The organism is Polaribacter sargassicola, from assembly GCF_021991835.1.
Classification (GTDB): domain Bacteria; phylum Bacteroidota; class Bacteroidia; order Flavobacteriales; family Flavobacteriaceae; genus Polaribacter; species Polaribacter sargassicola.
The window spans coordinates 216,748-241,031 of sequence record NZ_JAHDAU010000003.1; the positions used below are offsets into that span (position 1 = coordinate 216,748).

A 24,284-nucleotide genomic window follows, 5' to 3' on the forward strand; every position below is an offset into this window, starting at 1 on the left:
AACTAGTTTTTATTCTTTTTTTATTGTAGGTTTCTTACTGCATTTTTAAATTGACGTCCTCTATCTTCATAATTATCAAATAAATCAAAACTTGCACAAGCTGGCGATAACAAAACAGTTTCTCCTTTTTCTGCTAATTTTTGAGAAACTTTTACAGCTTCTTCTGCTCCTGCTGTTTCTACAATAATATCTACAACATTTTCGAAAACATTTTTTATTTTATCATTATCTATACCTAAACAAACAATTGCTTTTACTTTTTCTCTTACTAAAGGCAATAAATCATTATAATCATTTCCTTTATCTACACCTCCTACAATCCAAATGGTAGTTTTATCCATGCACTCTAAAGCATAAAAAGTTGCATTAACATTGGTTGCTTTAGAATCATTAATGTATTCTACTTCTCTTATTTTTGCTACATTTTCTAATCTATGCTCTACACCTTCAAAATCCTCTAAACTTTCTTTTATTGTTTGCCTTCTTACTTTTAATAGTTGAGAGGCCATTGTTGCAGCCATAGCGTTTTTAGTATTGTGTTTTCCTTTTAATGATAAAGCTGATATTGGCATCGTAATTTTGTCGTTATTTATATTAATTATAATATTATTATTTTCTAAAAATGCTCCAAATTCTAATTTTCTTTCAATCGAAAACGGAACTATTTTTGCTTTTGTTTTATTGTTTTTTAACCAATTAATTATTGCATCATCATCTGCATCAACAATTAAAAAATCGGTTTCTTTTTGATTTTTTGTTATTCTAAATTTTGATTCTATATACTTATTAAAATCATACTCATATCTATCTAAATGATCTGGCGTAATATTGGTTATAATTGCAATATGCGGCGCAAATGTTATAATTCCATCTAACTGAAAACTACTTAATTCTAAAACATAATTTTCATAAGATTTTTCTCCAATTTGTTTTGCAAAACTATCACCAATATTACCTGCAACAGCAACATTTAAACCTGCTTTATTTAAAATATAATGCGTTAACAATGTTGTTGTTGTTTTACCGTTTGATCCCGTAACACCAACAATAGTTGCATTTGTATATTCTGATGCAAATTCAATTTCTGAAATAACAGGAACTCCTTTTTCTTTTATCTCTTTAATTAAAGATACTTTATCTGGAATTCCAGGACTTTTCATTACTACATCAGCATTTAAAATTTTGCTTTTAGTATGATTTTTCTCCTCAAAATCTATTTTACTATTTAAAAGAACTTCTTTATATTTTTTTAATATTTCTCCTTTATCAGAAACAAACACATCGTAACCTTTCTGCTTTCCTAAAATAGCAGTTCCAACGCCACTTTCGCCTCCACCAAGAATTACCAACCTTTTCATTTATCTTAATTTAAGAGTAACAATTGTAAATACAGCTAATAAAATTCCTATAATCCAAAAACGAACTACAATCTTACTTTCATGATAATCTAACTTTTGATAATGATGATGTAATGGCGACATTTTAAAAATCCTTCTTCCTGCTCCAAACTTCTTCTTTGTATATTTAAACCAAGAAACTTGCATAATTACCGATAGATTTTCAACCACAAAAACTCCTGCTAAAATTGGCAATAACAATTCTTTTCTAATTGCAATTGCTATAACTGCTATAATTCCTCCGATTGTTAAACTACCTGTATCTCCCATAAAAACTTGGGCCGGAAATGTATTGTACCATAGAAAACCTATTAACGCACCTGCAAAAGCCAAGATAAAAACAGTCATTTCTCCAGAATTTGGTATGTACATCACATCTAAATAATCTGCAAAAATAATATTACCAGAAACCCAAGCGAAAATTGCCAATGTTACCACCATAATTGCAGATGTACCTGCTGCTAAACCATCTATACCGTCTGTTAAATTTGCTCCGTTTGAGATTCCTGTTACTATAAAAACAGTAACCAAAATAAAAACAATCCAACCATATTTTTCATAACCTTCTCCTAAAAAACTTAAAGCTTTAGAATACTCTAATTCATTATTTTTAAAAAAAGGAATTGTTGTTTTTGTTGATTTATGAGCATCACCAAAAACTATTTTTCGTCCATTTTCATTTACAACTTGCTGCTCTTTAGGTAACTGATCTTTCATAGTAACTCCATCATTAAAATACAACATAGAACCTACGATAATACCTAAACCAACCTGACCAAGAACTTTAAATTTCCCTTTTAAACCTTCTTTATCTTTTTTAAAAACTTTTATATAGTCATCTATAAAACCAATTAACCCCATCCAAATGGTAGTAATTAAAAGCAGTACTATATATACATTATCTAACTTTGCTAATAAAAACACAGGTACTAAAGTTGAAAGAATAATAATTATTCCACCCATTGTTGGTGTACCAGATTTTTGCTTTTGTCCTTCTAAACCTAAATCTCTAACAGTTTCTCCAACTTGTTGTTTTCTTAAAAAATCAATAATTCTTCTACCAAAAATTGTTGATATCAATAATGATAAAATAAATGCAGCTCCAGCTCTAAACGTAATAAACTGAAACAATCCTAAACCAGGAAAGTGAGTTTGACTTTTTAAATACTCAAATAAATAATACAACATTATTAATTTCTTTTTAATTGATTAAAACAATTATTAACCTCTTCTAAATCATCAAAATGAGTTCTTACTCCATTTACTTCTTGATAATTTTCATGTCCTTTTCCTGCTATTAAAATAATATCACCCGTTTCAGAAAACTTACAAGCTGTTTTTATTGCTTGTCTTCTATCTAAAATTGACAATGTTTTTTTATAATTTTCTGCCGCAACACCAACTTCCATTTCATCAATTATCACTTGAGGATTTTCTGTTCTTGGATTATCTGATGTAAAAATTGCCTGATTACTTAAATGAGAAGCAATGTGTGCCATTTTTGGTCTTTTTACTTTATCCCTATCACCTCCACAACCAACAACCGAAATTAATTTTTCGTTACCTGTTCTAATATCATTAATTGTTTCTAAAACATTTTTTAACGCATCTGGTGTATGTGCATAATCTACAATTGCAGTAACCCCATCTTCTGACACTGTGTATTCAAAACGTCCGCTTACACTTTCTAACTGACTTACAATTGTTAAAATCTCTAATTTTTCTAATCCTAACAATTCTGCAGCAGCAACAATTGCTGTTAAATTATAGATATTAAAAACACCTATTAATTTTGTCCAAACTTCAGTTCCATCAACATTAATTAATGTACCAGAAAGCTGTTTCTCTAAAATTCTTACCTTAAAATCTGCAATGGTTTTTAAAGCATATGTTTTCTTTTTCGCTTTTGTGTTTTGCAACATAAAAGCACCATTTTTATCATCAATATTTGTTAAAGCAAAAGCTGATTTTGGTAAAGCATCAAAAAATGATTTTTTAATATTTCTGTACTCTGCAAATGTTTTATGATAATCTAAATGATCATGAGAAAGATTTGTAAAAATTCCTCCCGCAAAGGTTAAACCTTCAGTTCTTTTTTGATGAATTCCATGAGAGCTCACTTCCATAAAACAGTAATCTACACCAGCATCAATCATTTTATCTAAATAACTATTTATAGTTACCGAATCTGGCGTTGTATGTGTTGCTTTAAATTCTGTATTATCTACTAAAATTTTAACCGTAGATAAAAGACCTACTTTATAACCTGCCTTTTTAAATAATTGATACAGTAAAGAAGCTATTGTTGTCTTTCCGTTTGTTCCTGTAACACCAATTAATGGCAACTTACTTGAAGGATTATCATAAAAATTTGAAGCCATTATAGCTAAAGCTACATTCGAATCTTTTACCTCAACATAAGTTATTCCTTCTTTTTTATCTGATGGAAAATCTTCACACACAATTACTTTTGCCCCAAGACCTATTGCTTTATCAATATATAAATGACCATCTACTGTAACTCCTTTTTGAGCAACAAAAACATCGTTTAATTCAATTTTACGAGAATCAAAAACAATATTATTTACCACAACATCTGTTATGCCAAATACTTGCTGAATAGCAACCTGATACAATATGTCTTTTAAATTTCTCAATCTACGACAGCTTTAAAATAATTGTTCTTCCCTTTACTAATTTTTCTCCTTTTCTAAGTGATTGAGATTTCACCTTTCCAGTTCCTTGTACTTTTACTTTTAATCCTATATTTTCTAACAAAGACAAAGCATCCATACCAGACATACCTCTTACATCTGGCACTTCTTGGTATTCTTTATGCAACTTTTTATCAAAATCTTGATATTCTTTTTCTATGTCTGTAAAAGAAATTTTATCTCCGTCTACAGATTTATTATCTATAGGATTTGTTGTATAAATCTTTTGTGCAATCTCTTTAAATACAGGTCCTGCAACTGTTGCCCCGTAATATCCTTTTTCTTTCTTTGGATTATGAATAATAACAATACAAGAATATTTTGGCTTGTCTGCCGGAAAAAAACCAGCAAAAGAAGCTGTATAATGTTTGGTAGAATAATAACCACCCTCCCATTCGCCATTTTTATTTTTAGTTCTTGGCAAATACTTTTTAGCAGTACCCGTTTTACCTGCCATAGAAAAATTTGACGAGTATATATTTTTTGCGGTACCTTTAACTACAACATTCTCCAATACCTTTCTCAACTTTTTTAAAGTTTCATCAGAAGCTATTTTTGGATTGATTACTTCTGTTTTAAAAACTCTTTCTGTTTTATCTTCTTTTCTTAACTCTTTTATAAACCTAGGTTTTACCATAACCCCGTTGTTTGCAACAGCATTATAAAACATTAATGTTTGCATTGGCGTTATTGCTATACCATATCCCCAAGACATCCATTCTAGAGAAATTTTACTCCAGTTTTTCTTATCTTCAGGATTAGGCACAGAAGGCATTCCTTCTCCTTTTATTTGAAAACCAATAGGCTTAGTAAAACCATACTCTTCAATTTTATCATAAAATTTTTGAGGATTATCATCATAATGTTCTTTAATGATCTTAACAACACCTACATTAGAAGACACCTCTAAAACTCTAGCAGCAGATATTTTGCCATAACCACCTCTGTGAGAGTCTTCAACTTTTTTTCCATTTACATAAAATATTCCCTTCTCCGTATCTACCACTGTAGAAGTATCAATCACCTTATCATCTAGAGCAACCATTAAACTTGCTAACTTAAAAGTAGAACCTGGCTCATGACTTTCCCAAACAGCGTAATTTCTTTTCTCGTAATATGTCCCTTTAGAAGTTCTTCCTAAATTAGAAATTGCTTTAATCTCTCCAGTTGCAACCTCCATAACAACCGCACAACCATGTTCTGCCTCAAAATATTCTAACTTATCTAACAATGCATGATGCGCAATATCTTGAATATTTACATCTAAAGTTGTAATAATATCAAAACCATCAACAGGCTCTTTCTCATTTACATCATTTATTGGTTTCCATTGGTTTTTTGCAATTTTCTGTTTCCACCTAACACCATCTTCTCCTTTCATAAAATCTGCAAAAGCACCTTCAACCCCAGCTTCTCCTCTATGATCATGATAACCAATTGTACGCTCTGCAATTTTACCTATCGGGTGTGCACGAACCGTTTTTTGCTCTGCAATAAAACCACCTTTATAAACACCTTTATTAAATATCGGAAACTGTTTCATCTTTAAATAATCAGTATACCCAATATTTCTAGCAATAAAGAAATAACGTTTTCTTTTATTTTTTGCGTCCCTTAACCTAGATTGATAATAAGAAGCCGACCTACCTAAAAGCTTAGACAACTCTTTAGAAAGCCCTGCAATATTTTCTTCAAAAAGCTTCTGATCAACCGTTACCAAATCCATATAGATATTAAACCTAGACATTGATGTTGCTAGCAAATTACCATCAGACGCATAGACATTTCCTTTATTCGCAAAAACAGTATCCTTTCTAACAGTAAGATCTGTAGCCAGTTTTCTATATTTATCTCCCTCTACATTTTGAATCGCAAAAACCCTAAAGACAATAGCTAGTAAAAAAAGCGACATAAAAGCAGCCACTAAGTAGAATTTTGCAAGTATGCTTTTTTTATGAGTTGCCAATTTTATTAATCTTTAATAGTTACTTTTATTTTTTTCGGAGGAGACTCCAAAGGTTTTAAACCTCTTAATTTTGCTTTTTCTCTAATACTAGATTCCATTTTCATTCTCATCAAAATAGTCCCCGTATCTACGTATTCTGCCCTTAACTCTCTTTTCTTTTTATTTAGCTCTGATATCTTAATTACTTTCGTATCAGCCCTATGAGCACTTGATATCATTATCAACAATAAAGCCACTACAAAAACGATGATTTTCCAATTTTTAAAAGAAGAATCATCCGTAAGAAAACTTCCTCTCAGAAAATCATACACTCCTTTTTTTACTTTAGACATGTTATTTTTTTAATGTAGCTATTCGCAACTTTGCACTACGCGCTCTATTATTTAACTTAATTTCTTCCGCTGTAGGCACAATCAATTTACCCACTCTCTTTAAAGGCTCATTACTATTCCCAAAAACATCTTTCTCTGGCTCACCACTAAACAACCCCGTTCTAATAAACCTCTTTACTAACCTATCTTCTAAAGAATGATACGAAATAACACTTAACCTACCATCTTCTTTTAATAAGTTAGGAATCTGCTCTAAAAACTCTTTTAAAACATCCAACTCCTCATTCACCTCTATTCTAATTGCCTGAAATATTTGTGCAATTATTTTATGTTCTTTTGCTTTTGGCAAATACCTTTCTAATACTTTTCTTAATTGAAGACTGGTATTAATCTTCTCTTGCCCTCTTTTCTCTACAATCGTTTTTGCTATATTTCTAGAGTTTCTTAACTCACCATACAAAAACAATATTTCAGCTAATTTTTCTTCTGTATAACTGTTGATTATTTCTTTTGCTGATATTTTAGATTTTTGATTCATCCTCATATCTAACTCTCCATCAAAACGAGTAGAAAAACCTCTTTCCGCCTCATCAAACTGATGAGAAGAAACTCCTAAATCAGCTAAAACCCCATCAACTTTTCTAACACCATTAAATCGTAAAAACCTAGACATGTATCTAAAATTTTCTGGAATTAAAACAAAACGACTATCATCTATTATATTTTCTTGCGCATCCGGATCTTGATCAAAACCAAACAACCTACCGTTTTCTCCAAGCCTACTCAAAATTTCTCTTGAATGACCTCCACCACCAAACGTAACATCAACATAGACACCATCTTCTTTAATAGCTAAAGCATCTACACTTTCTTTTAACAAAACCGGATTATGATAATTCATCTATTATATCTGTATTTCCCATTACTTCTTCTGCCAAATCAGCAAAATCATCAGCCGCCTCATTGATGGCTTTTTCATACTTCTCTTTATCCCAAATCTCAATAATATTTACTGAAGACGCCATTACAACCTCTTTTTTTATCCCTGCAAAAGCAAATAAATCTTTTGGTATTAAAATTCTTCCCGCAGCATCTAATTCTACTATTTTTACACCCGCAGTAAACCTTCTTATAAAATCGTTATTCTTTTTGTTAAACCTATTTAACTTATTAATCTTCGCCATCATCAATTCCCACTCTTTCATAGGATACAATTCTAAACATGGTTGAAAAACCGCTCTTTTAATAACAAAACCTTCTTGTAAGACAGATGACAGCTGCTTTTTAAAAGCTGATGAAAACATCATCCTTCCCTTAGCGTCTGATTTACAATCATATGTCCCAATTAAATTTATCACTTCTGAGCTCGTTTATTAAAATCAAAAATATATAAAATTTACCACTTTTTACCACTTTTTACCACTTTGTTAATAACTATTCCTTTTACCCGTAATCTTTTAAGAACAAAATCTTCTAGAATTAAAATAATAGTGAAGCTTTAAAACAATATGTAATTCACAAAAAAGAATTACATTTGCTATTAGCCAATTGAAAAATTAATGACTGACAAGTTAACATCGGAAGGAAAATTTACATATGCAGAAGCTGGAGAAGGACCTTCAATCATTATTTTACACGGATTGATGGGAGCATTAAGTAATTTTGACTCTACATTTGATCATTTCTCTAATAATGGATATCAAGTTTTAATTCCAGAATTACCCTTATACACATTACCTCTAATAAAAACTAATGTTAAAAACTTAGCTAAGTTTTTACATGAATTTATGGAGTTTAAAGGCATAAAAAGTGCCATTTTATTAGGAAATTCTTTAGGAGGACATATTTCTTTATATTTTACAAAACACTATCCAGAAAATGTAAAAGCACTAGTACTTACTGGTAGTTCTGGTTTGTACGAGAATGCCATGGGAGATAGTTTTCCTAAAAGAGGAAATTATGAGTTTATAGAGCAAAAAGCCAGAGAAGTATTTTACGATCCTGCAATTGCTACTAAGCAATTAGTAGATGATGTTTACAATACTGTAAACGACAGAGTAAAAGCTTTAAAAACTATATCTATTGCCAAAAGTGCTATTAGACATAATATGGCTAATGATTTACCTAACATGAAACATCCTACATGTTTAATTTGGGGTAAACAAGATGGTGTTACACCACCAGAAGCTGCAGAAGATTTTCATAAACTTTTACCTAATTCAGATTTATTTTGGATAGACAAGTGTGGACATGCTGCAATGATGGAAAGACCAGAAGAGTTTAATAAAATTCTTCATGATTGGTTTCTTGCTAAGAATATTTAAATCTATCTTATGAAAATAAAATCTGCAGACTTTGTAATGAGCAATAGTAATGTTACAAATGCTCCCAAAGATAGAATTCCGGAATATGCTTTTATAGGACGCTCTAATGTTGGTAAATCTTCATTAATAAATATGTTAATGGAGCGCAAAGATCTAGCAAAAACATCTGGTAAGCCTGGTAAAACACAACTAATCAATCATTTTAAAATAAATGATGAGTGGTTTTTAGTAGATTTACCTGGCTATGGTTACGCACAAATTTCTAAAAAGAAAAGAACTATTTTTCAATACTTTATAGAAAACTACTTTAAAGAAAGAGAACAATTAGTTTGTACTTTTGTTTTAATTGATTCTAGACACGATCCTCAAAAAATTGATTTAGAGTTTATGCAGTTTTTAGGCGAAAATCAAATTCCGTTTTGCATTGTATTTACAAAAGCAGATAAATTAAGTAGCTCTAAATTAAACAAGCAAATTACCTCTTATAAAAAGAAACTTTTAAACAATTGGGAAACTTTACCAATGTCTTTTATTACGTCTTCTTCTAGCGGACTTGGTAGAAAAGAATTTTTAGATTTCATCAATAGTGTAAATGAAGATGTTGCAAAAGACTTTAAATAGTCTTTAATTTACTATATTAAAACAAAACTTCTTTTTTATGCATTCTTCCAAAGAAAATTTACAAATTTTATTTGAAGACAATCACATTGTGGTAGTAAATAAACGTGCTGGCGATATTACACAAGGTGATAAAACAGGCGACAAACCTTTAAGTGAGGTTGTAAAAGAATACATTAAAGACAAATACAACAAACCTGGCAACGTATATTTAGGCGTAGTACATAGGTTAGACAGACCAACATCTGGTATTATTATCTTTGCAAGAACCTCTAAAGCACTTGAGAGACTTAACAAAATGTTGCGAGATAAAACCATCAATAAAACCTATTGGGCTGTTGTTAAAAATCACCCTAAAAAAGAAAAAGACACTTTAATTAATTTTTTAAAAAAGAATCCTAAAAACAACAAATCTACCGCTTACGATAAAGAAATTAAAGATTCTAAAAAAGCTATCTTACATTATAAGGTGATAAAAAAACTAGACAATTACTCTTTATTAGAAATAGATTTAGAAACCGGAAGACATCACCAAATTAGAACACAATTATCTAATATTGGTTGCCCAATTAAAGGTGATTTAAAATACGGATTTAATAGAAGTAATAAAGACGGAAGCATCCATTTACATGCTAGAAAAATTAATTTTACACATCCTGTTTCTAAAGAAAACATTCAAATAACTGCTCCTACACCAAATGAAGTTATTTGGAATGCTTGCTCTTAAAAACTATTCTTTGGGTTTAAAAATTAACACGTTTTTACTCCTTTCTATCTCCGATTGATTTAGTTTCATTTTAACAAACTCTCCATCTAAATATTTTTGAGTTTGATCTTTATAATACTCACTAAAAACAACTCCAGACTGCCCTGTTGGTAAAATAGCCAAACTATTTTCTACATCAGAAAAATCGATAATTCTTCTTGTTGATGGTCCTGCAGTTACCTTATAATAACCTGTACTATCAATTTTAAAAATCTGATTATTTATTACCTCATTCCCGCCAATTGTTTCAAAAGGGCCAACATTAAAAAACGTACGTAAAAGACCTCCTGCCTTACCAATTGCATGTTCATGTTCTACAGATAAAACTCTATTCCATGTCCAATTATTTATATTTTCTCCTAATTGATTTTGTAAAAAAGAAATGGCTTTTACAAATGATGTTTGAACAATTTCTTTTCTTGTCTCAACCTTATCATTTGTTTTAATGTTATCCCACCAAACAGAATTTTCTCTATTAATTTGATTCGGCAAAACCTCATCTTGTAATTGTGTGTTGATAAACAAATTAAAACTTTCACCTAATTCGTCTTTATAAGTAGCACTTAAAAACTCATATAAAAAGCGATTATAAATTGTTGGTCCAATAGCTGTTTTTAAATACTCGCCATTCCAATTTATTAATGCAGAATGCGCTCTTTTTTCTGAAGGAGAAAATTTAAATTTATCAATAACTATTAATAAATCTTTAATCATAGAAGTAACTGTTGATGATTCTACATCATAAATCATCTCAGCAACATCTTCTTTTGTAAAATTATCTTTTGCATCTAATAACTCTACTATTCTTTTAGCTCTATCTTGTGGCTGACAATATCCAGGATACAATTTTCCTCTTACAGAATCTACTTGATTATTTGCAGAATACACATAATTAAAATCTGGATTTACAGCCTTAGGATTTTCCTCAAAAGGTAAATACGCTACAATTTCATCTTTACCAGAAGCTCCATTTAAATATGTTTTGGTAGACAAACTATCTCTTAATTGATACAATTTTGCAGAAGAAAACCAAGCCACATTATCTTTTGCATCACCATACATTACATTTAAACCAGGAGCATGAATTTTTGCTACAGAATTTTTAAAGTCATTTATAGATTTTGCATGAGAAATACCATAACAAGCATCTAAAACCCTGTTTGGCAACTGCGTGTAAATCCAGTTCATAGCAATTGATCTTTCATCTACAATATGTTCTATCAAACCATTCATAACCGGACCATGTTTACTAACTTTTACCTGATAAGAAGTATCTGCCGCATTTTTTACTAGAATTGTTTTATTTCTAATTTCATACTTTTTAAAACCATCTATCGTTTTGTATTCTAAAGAATTTTTAGGATTATTTTCTTCCACATAAAAATTTAAATCATCATTTGCCAACATTGTTAATCCGTATGCATAATCTCTATTATGCCCCAATAATGGAAAAGGCATTAAAGCAATATTAAATCCATAAATTTCAAAATCGGGTGTTTTTATATGATTTTGATACCAAACCGAAGGTTGAGAATATGCAATATGAGGATCGTTTGCAAAAATTACTTTTCCGTTTTTTGTTTTTTCTGGTGCTATTACCCAAGAATTACTACCTATAAGAGGAGAAACTGGTAAATTATCCATTATAGAAGCTACACTTTTAGAAATTGTAGCATCTATTTTATTTGGCACACTTGTTCTATTTATTGTTAAATAATCACTATTTAAATCTAACAATTCATTTAAATAAGAATCTCCTAATTTTTCTTTTATCTCTGTTAATAAAGGGTCTGTTTTATGAGCAATCGCAAAACTAAAAGACATATAACCAAAAACATTATACACATCTTTTATCGTATATTTTTCTTTTTCTACACCTACTAAAGTAAATTCTAAAGGAGTTTTCCCCTCTTCTATAAATTGATTTATACCATCTAAATACGCTTGTGTTAAAATATAAGCGTCAGAAGTTTTATCTAAATTTTCTATGGTTTTTTCAGCCGCTTCTTCAATTCCTAATCCTCCAAAAAACTGATCTACTCTTACCAAGTCTTTTCCAAAAATTTCAGATAATCTTCCTGCTGCAATTCTTCGCATTAATTCCATTTGCCATAATCTATCTTGCGCATGTACATAACCCAAAGCTATGTATGCATCTTTTTGATTTTTAGCATTAATATGAGGCACACCAATTTCATCAAAATAAACAGTTACTTCATCAGAAATATTTTTTAAATCTAACTCTCCAGAATAATTTGGATGATAGGTTTTAGAGTATAACCAGACAGAAACAACCGTTAACAAAATAAGAATTAATAAAATTTTAAAAAAACGTCTTAAAAACTTCATAAAATTGATTTTATTCAAAGATAACAGAATTATTATTTACTTATAAATACAAAAAAAACGAAAGTTAGTTTGTATTTTTGATGAGCAAACTTTTTTATATGAAAAAAATTCAAATGGTTGACCTACAAGGTCAATATCAACAAATAAAAGAAGCTGTAAATACTTCTATAGAGCAAGTTTTAAATTCTTCTGCATACATAAACGGACCTTTAGTTCACGAGTTTCAAGCAGATTTAGAAAAATATTTAAATGTAAAACACGTAATTCCTTGTGCAAATGGTACCGACGCTTTGCAAATAGCAATGATGGGCTTAGGTTTAGAACAAGGTGATGAAGTTATTACTGCAGATTTTACTTTTGCAGCAACTGTAGAGGTTATTGCTTTGTTAAAATTAACACCTGTTTTGGTTGATGTAGATGCAGCAACTTTTAACATAGATATTGAAGCTTTAAAAAAAGCAATTACACCTAAAACAAAAGCAATTGTACCAGTTCATTTATTTGGACAAGTAGCTAATATGGATGCTGTTTTAGAAATAGCCAAAGAACACAATTTATTTGTAATAGAAGATACTGCACAAGCAATTGGTGCAACTTACACGTTTAAAGATGGTACAAAAAAGAAAGCTGGTACAATTGGTCATGTTGGTACAACTTCTTTTTTCCCTTCTAAAAACTTAGGTTGTTATGGTGATGGAGGTGCAATTTTTACAAATGATGATGAATTAGCACACACTATTAGAGGTATTGTAAATCACGGAATGTACACACGTTATTACCACGATGTGGTTGGTGTAAACTCTCGTTTAGATTCTATACAAGCTGGTGTTTTAAAAGCTAAATTACCTTTATTAAATGATTATTGCGATGCCAGAAGAAATGCAGCAGAATTTTATTCAAATGCTTTTGCTGATAACAAAAACATCATCACTCCTAAAATTGCAGAAAATACCACACATGTTTTTCATCAATATACTTTACAAATAACAAACGGTAAAAGAGATGATTTACACAAACATTTATTAGCACAAGGAATACCGAATGCAATTTACTACCCAGTTGCATTGCATTCTCAAAAAGCATACGCAGACACTCGTTATAAAGAAAGTGATTTTCCTGTAACAAATGAGTTGATTAAAACTGTAATTTCTCTGCCAATGCATACAGAATTAGATAAAGAACAATTAACATTTATTACAAAAACTATTTTAGGTTTTGTAGGCTAAAAAAATATCATGAAAAAAATACTAGTAACAGGAGGACTTGGTTTTATTGGTTCTCACACAGTTGTAGAATTACAAAATGCAGGTTTCGAGGTAGTAATTATTGATGATTTATCTAACACAACTATAGGTGTTTTAGATAAAATTACAGAAATTACGGGCACTAAACCAGATTTTCATCAAATTGATTTAAGAGTAAAAAATGATGTAAAAAACTTTTTCGAAAACAATAAGGTTGATGGAATTATTCATTTTGCGGCTTTTAAAGCTGTTGGAGAAAGCATGCACAAGCCTTTAGATTACTATGAAAACAATCTTGGTGCTCTAGTTTATTTATTACAAGAAATGAGAGATAGAAAGTTAGACAACTTTATCTTTTCTTCTTCTTGTACTGTATATGGGCAAGCTGATGAATTACCTATTACAGAAAAAGCACCGGTTAAAACTGCAGAATCTGTATACGGAAACACAAAACAAATTGGTGAGGAAATCTTAAAAGACGCTAGTAAAGCACACAATTTAAATATTATTGCTTTAAGATATTTTAATCCTATTGGCGCACATCCATCAATAAAAATTGGAGAATTACCATTAGGTGTTCCTCAAAACTTAATTCCTTACATCACTCAAACTGCAGCTGGCATGAGAGAAGAATTATCTGTTTTTGGTGATGATTATGATACACCAGATGGAACAGCTGTACGTGATTATATACATGTTGTTGATTTAGCAAAAGCTCATATTGCGGCTTTAGAAAGATTGATTAATAAAAACAATAAAAAAGGTTTTGAGTATTTTAATATTGGTACAGGTAAAGGTAGCTCTGTTTTAGAAGTAATTAAAGCTTTTGAAAAAGCATCTGGTAAAACTTTAAATTACAAAATTGTCCCAAGAAGAGAAGGTGATATTACTGCTGCTTACGCAGACACAACAATTGCCAATAAAGAACTAAATTGGAAAACCGAAAAAACATTAGAAGAAGCTTTAGGTTCTTCTTGGAAATGGCAGCAACAACAATAATTTTATTTTTCTTTTAAATTAGAAAAAAGAAATTTTAATAAAAAAATCACTTGAAAAAAGATAATTCTCTATCATTTTTGAGTGATTTTTTACATTTTTTAGATATTTTAATCTAAAAACTGCTTTCTATATGCTAACGATATTACATTAGAATTATCATATCAATAAAACTAACTCGTAATATTTTTGACATTCATGTTTATTCGTAATTCATCTTGGTTTTAACATTTATAAATTGACATCCCTTTAGATTCGCTCTAACTTTGTTGCCAATTTATTAATGATACTAGAAAACATGAAATTGATTAAAATTAAAAGAAAAACACGTTTAGAAAAACGTTTTACACCAAAAATGGGAAGGCTACACACAAATGTAACTTACATTAAAAAAACACTATTTAATGTTATTCCTATAGAAACTGTACACAAATATAGAGAAACATATTACGGTGAAATAAAAGATTGCGAAGACTGTGTTTTATCAAAATAAAAATTAAAAACCTAAACTAAGATTTAGGTTTTTTTTTGCAATTTATTTAACAAGACTCAAAGACGCTCATCAATAAATTTTAGTATTTTTAAAAGTCTAAAATCAAACCAAATGAAAAAAATATTACTCGCATTCTTAGTTACAACTTCGCTATTAAGTTGTAAAAATTCATCCGAAGAAAAAACACCCGAACTTAGCATCAATTATAAAAAAATAGAACTAGAAAACGGCTTAGATGTTGTTTTTCATGTTGATAAATCAGACCCAGTTGTTGCTGTAGAATTAATGGTACACGTTGGTTCTGCCAGAGAAATTGAAGGTAGAACTGGTTTTGCCCATTTATTTGAACACTTATTATTCTTAGAATCAGAAAATTTAGGCAAAGGAGGTTTAGATAAAATGAGCGCAAGAATTGGTGGTTCTGGCGCAAACGGTTCTACCTCTAGAGATAGAACTAATTATTTACAAACAGTACCAAAAGATGCTTTAGAAAAAATGATTTGGGCAGAAGCAGACAAGTTAGGCTGGTTTATAAATACCGTTACAGACCCTGTTTTAGCAAAAGAAAAAGAAGTTGTTAAAAATGAAAAAAGACAACGTGTAGACAATGCTCCTTACGGTCATAATCAATATGTAATTGGTAAAAATTTATACCCAAAAGATCATCCTTATAATTGGCAAGTAATTGGTTCTTTAGAAGATTTACAAAATGCTACTTTAAATGATGTAAAAACATTTTTTAAAAAATGGTACGTACCAAATAATGCAACATTAGTTTTATCTGGTGATATTGATGTGGAACAAGCTACAAAATGGGTCCATAAATATTTTGATGAAATTCCTAAAGGTGATGAAATCCCTACACTAGAAAAAAGACCAGGAAAAGTTGATGAAATTAAATCTTTATATTATGAAGACAATTTTGCTAGAGTTCCGCAATTAACAATGGTTTGGCCAACGGTAGAACAATACCATCCAGACTCTTATGCTTTAGATGTTTTAGCTCAATATTTAACTGACGGAAAATCTGCTCCTTTTAATCAAGTTTTAATTGACGATTTAAAACTAACTTCTCGTACAGGTATGTTTAGTAGAAGTTCTGAATTGGCAGGAGAAACACAAATTTCTATTAGAGCTTTTAACAATGTAAAACTAGATGATGTAAAAGCCGGAATAGAAAAAGCTTTTGCAAAATTTGAAGAAGAAGGAATTTCTGAAAAAGACTTAAATAAAATTAAAGCCGGACAAGAAACACGTTTTTATAGTAGTTTATCTAGTGTTTTAGGTAAAGGAACTCGTTTAGCATCTTACAACACGTATACAGGAAATCCAGGTTTTGTAACAGAAGACATAAAAAACACATTGGCTGTAACTACTGCAGATGTAATGCGTGTGTATAACAAATACATTAAAGGTAAAAATTACGTTGCTACTAGTTTTGTACCTAAAAGTTCTGCAGAATTAGCTTTAACAGGAGCAGTTTTAGCAGATGTTGTAGAAGAACAAATTGTAACAGGAGCAGAAGAAAAATTTGATCCTAAAATTGCTGCAACTTACGAAAAAACTCCTTCTACTTTTGATAGAAGCGTAGAGCCACCTTACGGAGAAACTCCTTCTTTAGCTGTACCAGAAGTTTACGAAAGTAGCTTAGAAAACGGATTAAAAGTTTACGGAATAGAAAATGATGAAGTTCCATTAGTCCGTTTTAATATTACTATTGATGGAGGTCAATTATTAGAGTCTATGGGTAAATTAGGCGTTGCCAATTTAACTGCAGATTTATTAAATAAAGGAACCAAAAACAAAACGGTAAAAGAATTAGAAGAAGCAATTCAAGAACTAGGAGCTTCTATATATATTTATTCAGATGTTGAAAACATTACTTTAAGCGGAACAACTTTAGCTAAAAACTATAATAAAACATTAGCTTTAGCACAAGAAATGTTATTAGAACCAAGGTTCGATGAAAAAGAATTCGACTTACTTAAAAAAGCAACTATTACTAATTTGCGTCAGCAAGAAGCAAACCCAAATTCTGTAGCAAGAAATGCTTACAATGAATTAATTTACGGAAAAGACAACATTCGTTCTAAAAACATTTTAGGTAGTTTATCATCCGTAGAAAAAATAACTATTGAAGATTTAAAAGCATATTACAACAATTACATTTCTCCTTCTGTTGCAAAAATGTTAGTAGTTGGTGATATTTCTAAAGAAAAAGTAGTTGCTTCTTTAGCTTCATTAAATACAAATTGGCAAGCAAAAGAAGTGAATATTCCAGAATATAAAACACCAGAAACACCAACAAAACCTACTGTTTATTTTTACGACATTCCTAATGCAAAACAATCTGTTTTACAATTTGGTGCTCCTGCTTTAGCTGCAACAGACAAAGATTTTTACGCAGCTTCTGTTATGAACTATATTCTTGGCGGCGGTGGTTTTGCTTCTCGATTAACACAAGAGTTAAGAGAAGGAAAAGGTTATACATACGGAATTCGTTCTGGCTTTTCAGGTACAAAAGCAAAAGGTGCATTTACCATTTCTAGCGGAGTTAGAAGTAACGTTACACTAGAATCTGCACAATTAGTAAAACAAATTTTAGAAGAATATCCAACCACTTTTTCTGATAAAGACTTAGAAACAACTAAAAGTTTCTTAATTAAAAGTAACGCAAGAGCTTTTGAAACTTCTAGAGCAAAATTAAATATGTTATCTAATATTAGTAATTATGGCTGGAGTGCAGATTATGTAAAAGACCGAGAAAATATTGTTAATAATATGACTAAAGAAGAGATTTCTACACTAGCTAATAAATACGTAAATCCTAATAAAATGATTTGGTTAGTTGTTGGTGATGCAGAAACACAATTAGACAGAATGAAAGAATTAGGCTACGGAGAACCTATTTTATTAAACAAAAGACAAGAAAAAATTAAAAATTAAAAATTAAAATAATATTTACAAAAAGGTCCTAATTTCAAATAAGAAATTAGGACTTTTGTTTTTTAAATTATTAAAATAATGAACTACAGAAAAGCAACCGAAAAAGACCTTTTAGCAATTGTTAAAATAATGGCAGATGATGTATTAGGACAAAAGAGAGAAAACTTTCAAATTCCATTACCAAGCTCTTATTTAGATGCATTTCACAAAATAGACGCAAACAAAAACCAAGAATTGATTGTTTTAGAAAATGAAAATTTAGAAATAATTGGCACACTTCAATTAACTTACATTCAATACATTTCTTATTGCGGTGGCACTAGAGTTTTAATAGAAAATGTTTTTATAAGAGCAGACCAAAGAGGTCTTGGTATCGGCAAAAAAATGTTTGAGTGGGCAATTAACAGAGCTAAAGAAAAAAATGCACACATGGTGCAATTAACTTCTAATAAAGAAAGACCAAGAGCTATAAAATTTTATGAAAATTTAGGCTTTAAAGCAACTCATGAAGGCATGAAATTACTTTTTTAATCTTAAAAAGATATTCCCCTTTAAACATCAATCAACAAAATTTATATTTATTTAGATTTATTATAAATAACTTGCGTAAATTAAAGCAAGAAAGTATTTTTGCATAAAATTAACATATTATCTATACTCATTCTAAATAAACTAAATGAAAAATAAATTAACGCTACTATTATTAGTAGCAATAACCTCTCTTGGTTTTTCTCAAAACGCAACAGTTTCTGGTAAAATAACAGACAACTCTAAAACAGAAATTATCGGTGTAAACACATACTTAAAAAACACTATAATAGGTACTGAAACAAATGAAAAAGGAGAATTTACAATTTCTAACATTAATACAGGAAAACACACACTTGTAATTTCTTATTTAGGATATAAAACTAAAGAAATACCATTTACAATAACTAATAATGAAGTTAAAGATTTTGGTACTATTATATTATTTGAAGGAAATGAATTATTACAAGAAGTAACATTAACTTCTAGAGACAATAAATTTTCTCGTAAAAACACAGCATACGTTTCAAAATTACCTTTAAAAGATTTAGAAAACTCGCATGTATATTCTACTGTTACTTCAGATTTATTAGAATCTCAAATAGTTACTAACTTAGATGATGCTATGCAAAATGCAACTGGAGTTTATAAACTTTGGGAAGCTACAGGTAGAGGTCCCGGAAATGGAACCTCTTACTTTTCAACTAGAGGTTTTAGCGTACAACCTAGATTAATTAATGGTGTATCTGGAATAACTTTTAGTGAAGTAGATCCTTCTTATATAGAGCGTATTGAAGTAATAAAAGGACCTTCTGCTACTTTATTTGGTAGTACAGAAACATCATTAGGAGGTTTAATTAATGTCGTTACAAAAAAACCTTTTCAAGGTTTTGGAGGTAGCATTAGCTATACAGGTGGTTCATTTGGTATGCACAGGCTTTCTGCAGATGTTAATACTCCAATAGGAAATAGTGATGATTTATTTTTTAGAATAAACACTTCTTACTTAACTCAAGATAGTTTTCAAGATGCAGGATTTAAAAACACCTTTTTTGTTGCTCCGTCTCTTTCGTACAGAGTAAATAATAAATTAAATCTTACAGCAGGTATCGAGTTTTCTAGAACAGAACAAACAAACCCTTCAATGTTATTTTTAGGAAAAGGAACTCCATTAGTATCTACAAATATTGAAGAGCTAAACATAGACCCAAACAAATCTTTTACCTCTAATGATATTACATTAGATAACGATGTTTATAATACAAGGTTTGTAGTAGACTATAAAATTTCTGACAAATGGACTTCGCAAACTACTTTTTCTAGTAGTTATGCAGAAACAGGTGGTTATTATCAATATCAATTTGATGGAGGTGCCGCAGGTTTATTACAATTAGTAGCACTTTATGATGTTCCTGGCCTACAAGATTTAATAAGTCCGTTTGTAGACCCAATGCTTTATGAAGCAAGTACATTATTACAACAAAATGCTTTTACACGTGTTTACAGTAAAAGAGATGCAGACCAAACTAGATATAATTTACAACAAAATTTTATTGGAGATTTTAAAATAGGTAAAGTTAGAAATAGATTTGTTTTTGGAATTGATTATTTAAATGATTTAAGAAACAATAGAAATGTTAACGGTAACACTGTACTAACAAGTACTTCTAATTTCCCGGCATTATTAAACTACTTAAACAATTTTCCTTACGCAGATTTATCTGCTGTAGCTCAAACAATAGAAGCAAGTTTTGCTGGTTTTCCTTTCTTTGATGCTTTTCTATCTCCTAACGGAAATGTTATTTCTACAAGTTTTACACCAAACGCAACATATTCTCCTCCAACTAAGGCTCAATTAGATGCTAATTTTAATCAAATAGAACCTTTTACAAACAGACAAACATCTAAAACAATTGCAACTTATGTTTCTGATGTAATTAATGTAACACCTAACTTAACTGTTAATCTTGGTTTAAGATTAGATCATTTTATTCAAGATGGTAGAGATGATATTGCAGAAGATGATTTTACAAAAACTACATTATCTCCAACAGCTGGTATTTTATATCAACCAATAAAAAATAAATTATCATTATTTACAAACTACCAAACTGGTTTTGTAAATGTAGACCCTGTGGTAAATGCAGATAATACTGTTGATGTTTTTCAACCTCAAAAAGCAGTACAAATAGAAGCAGGAATAAAAACGCAGCTTTTTAATAGTAAATTAAATTTAGGAGCTAGTTATTACCATATTACTGTTGATGATTTTACCGCTCAAGATCCTACAGAAAGATTATTTAACACAACAATAGATATTGCACAAGCAGTAAGTAAAGGTTGGGAACTTGAGTTAAACGCAAACCCTTTTAACGGTCTTAACATTAGAGGTTCATATTCATTTAATGATATGAAATACACAGATGTTTATAGTGAAAAGGCCGGTAGAGATATTACAGAATTTGAAGGTAGAAGACCAGAATCTGCAGGAGCAGAAACTTTATATAATTTTTGGGCAGATTATAAATTTCAAAAAGGAAGTTTTGCAGAAAACTTTGGTTTTGGTATTGGTTTTAACGGAGCCTCAGAAAGTTTACCTATAAACAATGCACTTACAGGTGCTTTTACAATACCTAGTTACACAATATATAATGCAAGTATTTATTATGATGCTAATAAATTTAGAATTGGTTTAAAAGCAAATAATTTTACAGATAAAATTTATTACACAGGATGGACAACAGTAAATGCACAAGCTCCTAGATCTTTTGTAGGAACTGTAAGTTATAAATTTTAGATAAAATTGTGATTAATAATTATTTTGAATTAATAATTTTTGAAATGAAGAACTCTAAATTTTTTAATTTAGAGTTCTCTTATTCTGTAAAAATATGATAAGTACTTTAATTTTTATAATTTTCTTTGGATGTTTTTTTATATATAATACTTCAAAAAAAACAGTATTACAGCGTCAATCTATTTTAGATAATTGGCTACAAAAAAACAAAAAGCAAACAAAATACTTAGGGCTAACATTTTTATTAATTACTTTAATCTGTTCAATTCTAATTTTTAATCTAACAAGCGGACTCTTATTTTGGCTTTTTACAGTATCTTTTATTTTAAGTCTCATCATTGTACTTTACCCTATAATTAAACCTAAAATAAAACACTTAATAATTCTTTATATAATATCATTAATAATTGAATTAACATTAAATTTTTAAAATGCCTGCAAATACTAAATACTTAACAACAAGCGCTTGGCAAAAAACAGCAAAAATTACTGCTGGGTTAATTGGCGGATATATTATAACAGCATTATTTCACATATCATTAGCATTATGGTTATCTCCTTATCATAAAGAGGTATTAATTACATCTATTTATACTGTTTTTATTCTTTGGGGTATTTTATTAATTATCCCTTTTTTGTTTAAAAACGGATGGAAAGTATGGGGATTATACCTAATTATTTCTATAGTGTTATATATCATCTATTTTTTAGGAAAACAACAAAACCCTTTTATGTAATGAGTAAAAAAAACTATAATATTTTTTTTAACACACATACTGTTAGCGGTATAGTTATTAGTGTTGCATTGTATGTTATTTTCTTTGCGGGTGCTTTTTCTTTATTTAAAGATGAAATTTCATTATGGGAAGAAGGAAAACCACTACAACATATAGAAAAAAAAGATGTAAATTTTGATAAAATACTAAATAATTTACATCAAGAACACAATTTAACAGGTAGAGATTTATCATTAAATTTCAATTTTGAAAGCGATCATATTTCTATTACTTTAGAACCACAAAAAGACACTATAAACAATCAAAAAGATATAGAAAGAAAAGTCTTTTTTGTTAATACAAATACTTTTGAAAGCAAAACTTACGAAGAACAATATAGCTTAGGAGAATTTATTTATAGGTTACATTATTTTAGACAATTGCCAATTATTGGTCAGTACTTATCTGGTTTTGTTTCATTGTTTTTCTTATTTGCCATTGTAACAGGTGTTATTGTTCATTGGAAAAAAATTATTCCTAATTTCTTTCAATTCAATCCTAAAGTAACTTTAAAACGAATCTGGACAGATTCTCATACAGCTCTTGGGGTTATAGGATTACCTTTTCAATTTATATTTGCTGTAACTGGTGCTTATTTAGGTATAGGTCTTTTAGTGCTTTTGCCTGCTACATTTTTATACAATGGTAGTCAAGAAAAATTAATTGAAGATGTACGTCCTGCTAGAAAAACTTATGAATGGGTAAACACATCAAACCAAAAAGCTTTAAGTTTTAACACTTTTGCAAAAAAAACAAACGATAATTGGAATGATTTTTTCTTAACCAGAGCCTTTATTCGTAATTACGGAGGTAACAATATGGAGTATGTTTTAATAGGAGAACTAAACGACAACAAACGCTATATTGGTATTGGTAGAATTGTTTACAACGCCTACACAGGGCAAATACAAGAAGTTAAATCACCAGAAAAACTAGGCTATTTAGAAGATTCTCAAAGACTATTAGCTAGATTACATTTTGCAGATTTTGGTGGCTATTGGATTAAAATAGTCTATTTTATTTTAGCTTTAATTACCTGTTTTGTTATAATAACAGGAGTTTTAATTTACATAGAAGCTCGTAATAAAAAGAGCATGACGTTAAAACAACGTTTATTTACCGCTAAAGTTGGTCATATTTATTTAGCAATTTGCTTATCTATGTTTCCTATTATAGCATTATCCTTTTTATTGATAAAACTTTTACCAGAAGCATATATGGATCAAAGAATGAATATTTTGTACGCATTCTTTTTCACCTCTTGGTTAATAGCAACCCTCTTTTTTCGTTACAAAAGAGATAATTATTTTACAAACAAAATAAACCTATTAGCTGGTTCAATTCTTGGATTCTTAATTCCTATAACAAATGGTATCGTTTCTAATAATTGGATTTGGAATACTTATAAAAATCATCAATATGAAATTTTATCAGTAGATATTCTTTGGTTAATATTATCAATAACAGCATTACTTATCTATTTAAAAATTAAACCAGCTGTTAAAGAACAAAGTTCTTTTACAAAACATCCTATTGATTTTAAAAATCGAAAAAAATTATTATTAGAAGAAAAAAACAACCTATCTGTTACTAATAAAACAGAAATTACAGATAAAAACTTACAAAACAAAAACCACATCTCTATGAGAACAAAAATTATAATACTTTGGATATTTTTAGCTATCGGATGGATTGTACATCACATTTATGGTCTTTTTAACATCTACTATAACGAAACTTTAATGATTGAAGGTGCAACGGGAGATGTACCAACCGCGCATCATATTTACCGAATTTTATTTGAAGGTCTTTGTCTTCTTTTTGGATTATTAACCCTAGAAGTTTCTAAAAAATGGTTTAAATGGGTTTCTCTTATTTGGGCAATAATTACAGGTTTATACAATGTATATCATTTTGTAGAAGCTATTATTTATGAGAGCACAAACATTTCAGAAATATTTATGTTAGCATTAGTTTCTATTGCAAGTATTTTCTTAATTAAAAATTTAATTAACTGGAAAAAAGAACTTTAAAAATA

General features: G+C 29.6%; 19 protein-coding genes. 11 read left to right on the plus strand and 8 right to left on the minus strand.

The features are described 5' to 3' along the window. Positions 1-20: 20 nt before the first annotated feature. Genes murD through mraZ form a run of 7 tightly spaced genes read right to left on the minus strand, consistent with a single transcriptional unit; the run spans position 21 to position 7,767 of the window. A complete protein-coding gene (murD, locus tag KI686_RS06830) occupies positions 21-1,358 on the minus strand; it encodes a UDP-N-acetylmuramoyl-L-alanine--D-glutamate ligase (protein WP_237588524.1) in 1,338 nt (445 codons plus the stop codon). After that, positions 1,359-2,585, minus strand: coding sequence for a phospho-N-acetylmuramoyl-pentapeptide-transferase (gene mraY / locus KI686_RS06835; protein ID WP_237588525.1), 1,227 nt, complete (start codon positions 2,583-2,585; stop codon positions 1,359-1,361). A gap of 2 nt (positions 2,586-2,587) precedes the next feature. Continuing rightward, positions 2,588-4,054 (minus strand): UDP-N-acetylmuramoyl-L-alanyl-D-glutamate--2,6-diaminopimelate ligase, encoded by a 1,467-nt coding sequence (locus KI686_RS06840; protein WP_237588526.1) that lies wholly within the window; start codon positions 4,052-4,054, stop codon positions 2,588-2,590. 1 nt (position 4,055) lies between these two features. Beyond that, the gene (locus KI686_RS06845) at positions 4,056-6,023 is read right to left on the minus strand and encodes a penicillin-binding protein (RefSeq protein WP_237588677.1); all 1,968 of its coding nucleotides are present in this window, start codon (positions 6,021-6,023) and stop codon (positions 4,056-4,058) included. Between the two features lie 59 nt (positions 6,024-6,082). Next, positions 6,083-6,409: an FtsL-like putative cell division protein gene (locus KI686_RS06850; RefSeq protein ID WP_237588527.1), complete on the minus strand. Its 327-nt coding sequence runs from the start codon at positions 6,407-6,409 to the stop codon at positions 6,083-6,085. 1 nt (position 6,410) lies between these two features. Further along, positions 6,411-7,310, minus strand: a complete 900-nt coding sequence (rsmH, locus tag KI686_RS06855) for a 16S rRNA (cytosine(1402)-N(4))-methyltransferase RsmH (protein WP_237588528.1) — start codon at positions 7,308-7,310, stop codon at positions 6,411-6,413. After that, on the minus strand, positions 7,297-7,767 hold the full coding sequence (mraZ, locus tag KI686_RS06860; RefSeq protein ID WP_237588529.1) for a division/cell wall cluster transcriptional repressor MraZ: 471 nt from the start codon (positions 7,765-7,767) through the stop codon (positions 7,297-7,299). The genes rsmH and mraZ overlap by 14 nt, the downstream gene beginning before the upstream one ends. Positions 7,768-7,968: 201 nt before the next feature. Here mraZ and KI686_RS06865 point away from each other — a divergent pair, with 201 nt between their 5' ends. Genes KI686_RS06865 through KI686_RS06875 form a run of 3 tightly spaced genes read left to right on the plus strand, consistent with a single transcriptional unit; the run spans position 7,969 to position 10,078 of the window. Continuing rightward, positions 7,969-8,733, plus strand: coding sequence for an alpha/beta fold hydrolase (locus tag KI686_RS06865; RefSeq protein ID WP_237588530.1), 765 nt, complete (start codon positions 7,969-7,971; stop codon positions 8,731-8,733). A 9-nt stretch (positions 8,734-8,742) separates the two neighbouring features. Beyond that, the gene (gene yihA, locus KI686_RS06870) at positions 8,743-9,354 is read left to right on the plus strand and encodes a ribosome biogenesis GTP-binding protein YihA/YsxC (RefSeq protein WP_237588531.1); all 612 of its coding nucleotides are present in this window, start codon (positions 8,743-8,745) and stop codon (positions 9,352-9,354) included. A gap of 37 nt (positions 9,355-9,391) precedes the next feature. Further along, positions 9,392-10,078, plus strand: coding sequence for an RluA family pseudouridine synthase (locus KI686_RS06875; protein ID WP_237588532.1), 687 nt, complete (start codon positions 9,392-9,394; stop codon positions 10,076-10,078). A 3-nt stretch (positions 10,079-10,081) separates the two neighbouring features. On the opposite strand, the gene KI686_RS06880 is transcribed toward KI686_RS06875, so the two are convergent. Beyond that, positions 10,082-12,466: a penicillin acylase family protein gene (locus KI686_RS06880; RefSeq protein ID WP_237588533.1), complete on the minus strand. Its 2,385-nt coding sequence runs from the start codon at positions 12,464-12,466 to the stop codon at positions 10,082-10,084. Positions 12,467-12,564: 98 nt separating this feature from the next. Here KI686_RS06880 and KI686_RS06885 point away from each other — a divergent pair, with 98 nt between their 5' ends. The 8 genes from KI686_RS06885 to KI686_RS06920 all read left to right on the plus strand — a co-directional run bounded on the left by KI686_RS06885 (position 12,565) and on the right by KI686_RS06920 (position 24,279). After that, entirely contained in the window at positions 12,565-13,692 is a 1,128-nt protein-coding gene (locus tag KI686_RS06885) for a DegT/DnrJ/EryC1/StrS family aminotransferase (protein WP_237588534.1), read from the plus strand. Positions 13,693-13,701: 9 nt separating this feature from the next. Then, a complete protein-coding gene (gene galE, locus KI686_RS06890; RefSeq protein ID WP_237588535.1) occupies positions 13,702-14,709 on the plus strand; it encodes a UDP-glucose 4-epimerase GalE in 1,008 nt (335 codons plus the stop codon). A 295-nt stretch (positions 14,710-15,004) separates the two neighbouring features. Further along, positions 15,005-15,199, plus strand: a complete 195-nt coding sequence (locus tag KI686_RS06895) for a hypothetical protein (RefSeq protein WP_237588536.1) — start codon at positions 15,005-15,007, stop codon at positions 15,197-15,199. A gap of 111 nt (positions 15,200-15,310) precedes the next feature. Then, complete coding sequence (locus KI686_RS06900) at positions 15,311-18,145, plus strand: M16 family metallopeptidase (RefSeq protein ID WP_237588537.1); 2,835 nt, start codon at positions 15,311-15,313, stop codon at positions 18,143-18,145. A gap of 78 nt (positions 18,146-18,223) precedes the next feature. Next, positions 18,224-18,676, plus strand: coding sequence for a GNAT family N-acetyltransferase (locus KI686_RS06905; protein ID WP_237588538.1), 453 nt, complete (start codon positions 18,224-18,226; stop codon positions 18,674-18,676). A 145-nt stretch (positions 18,677-18,821) separates the two neighbouring features. Continuing rightward, positions 18,822-21,470, plus strand: coding sequence for a TonB-dependent receptor (locus KI686_RS06910; protein WP_237588539.1), 2,649 nt, complete (start codon positions 18,822-18,824; stop codon positions 21,468-21,470). A gap of 431 nt (positions 21,471-21,901) precedes the next feature. Further along, positions 21,902-22,207 (plus strand): hypothetical protein, encoded by a 306-nt coding sequence (locus tag KI686_RS06915; protein WP_237588540.1) that lies wholly within the window; start codon positions 21,902-21,904, stop codon positions 22,205-22,207. Beyond that, entirely contained in the window at positions 22,207-24,279 is a 2,073-nt protein-coding gene (locus KI686_RS06920; RefSeq protein WP_237588541.1) for a PepSY-associated TM helix domain-containing protein, read from the plus strand. The genes KI686_RS06915 and KI686_RS06920 overlap by 1 nt, the downstream gene beginning before the upstream one ends. Positions 24,280-24,284 lie beyond the last annotated feature (5 nt).

Bases quoted from the DNA above. Each gene is read 5' to 3' on its own strand.
- murD (WP_237588524.1), bottom strand. From the start codon at position 1,358: ATGAAAAGGTTGGTAATTCTTGGTGGAGGCGAAAGTGGCGTTGGAACT.
- mraY (WP_237588525.1), bottom strand. From the start codon at position 2,585: ATGTTGTATTATTTATTTGAGTATTTAAAAAGTCAAACTCACTTTCCT.
- KI686_RS06845 (WP_237588677.1), bottom strand. From the start codon at position 6,023: ATGTCGCTTTTTTTACTAGCTATTGTCTTTAGGGTTTTTGCGATTCAA.
- KI686_RS06850 (WP_237588527.1), bottom strand. From the start codon at position 6,409: ATGTCTAAAGTAAAAAAAGGAGTGTATGATTTTCTGAGAGGAAGTTTT.
- rsmH (WP_237588528.1), bottom strand. From the start codon at position 7,310: ATGAATTATCATAATCCGGTTTTGTTAAAAGAAAGTGTAGATGCTTTA.
- KI686_RS06865 (WP_237588530.1), top strand. From the start codon at position 7,969: ATGACTGACAAGTTAACATCGGAAGGAAAATTTACATATGCAGAAGCT.
- yihA (WP_237588531.1), top strand. From the start codon at position 8,743: ATGAAAATAAAATCTGCAGACTTTGTAATGAGCAATAGTAATGTTACA.
- KI686_RS06875 (WP_237588532.1), top strand. From the start codon at position 9,392: ATGCATTCTTCCAAAGAAAATTTACAAATTTTATTTGAAGACAATCAC.
- KI686_RS06880 (WP_237588533.1), bottom strand. From the start codon at position 12,466: ATGAAGTTTTTAAGACGTTTTTTTAAAATTTTATTAATTCTTATTTTG.
- KI686_RS06885 (WP_237588534.1), top strand. From the start codon at position 12,565: ATGAAAAAAATTCAAATGGTTGACCTACAAGGTCAATATCAACAAATA.
- galE (WP_237588535.1), top strand. From the start codon at position 13,702: ATGAAAAAAATACTAGTAACAGGAGGACTTGGTTTTATTGGTTCTCAC.
- KI686_RS06895 (WP_237588536.1), top strand. From the start codon at position 15,005: ATGAAATTGATTAAAATTAAAAGAAAAACACGTTTAGAAAAACGTTTT.
- KI686_RS06900 (WP_237588537.1), top strand. From the start codon at position 15,311: ATGAAAAAAATATTACTCGCATTCTTAGTTACAACTTCGCTATTAAGT.
- KI686_RS06905 (WP_237588538.1), top strand. From the start codon at position 18,224: ATGAACTACAGAAAAGCAACCGAAAAAGACCTTTTAGCAATTGTTAAA.
- KI686_RS06910 (WP_237588539.1), top strand. From the start codon at position 18,822: ATGAAAAATAAATTAACGCTACTATTATTAGTAGCAATAACCTCTCTT.
- KI686_RS06915 (WP_237588540.1), top strand. From the start codon at position 21,902: ATGCCTGCAAATACTAAATACTTAACAACAAGCGCTTGGCAAAAAACA.
- KI686_RS06920 (WP_237588541.1), top strand. From the start codon at position 22,207: ATGAGTAAAAAAAACTATAATATTTTTTTTAACACACATACTGTTAGC.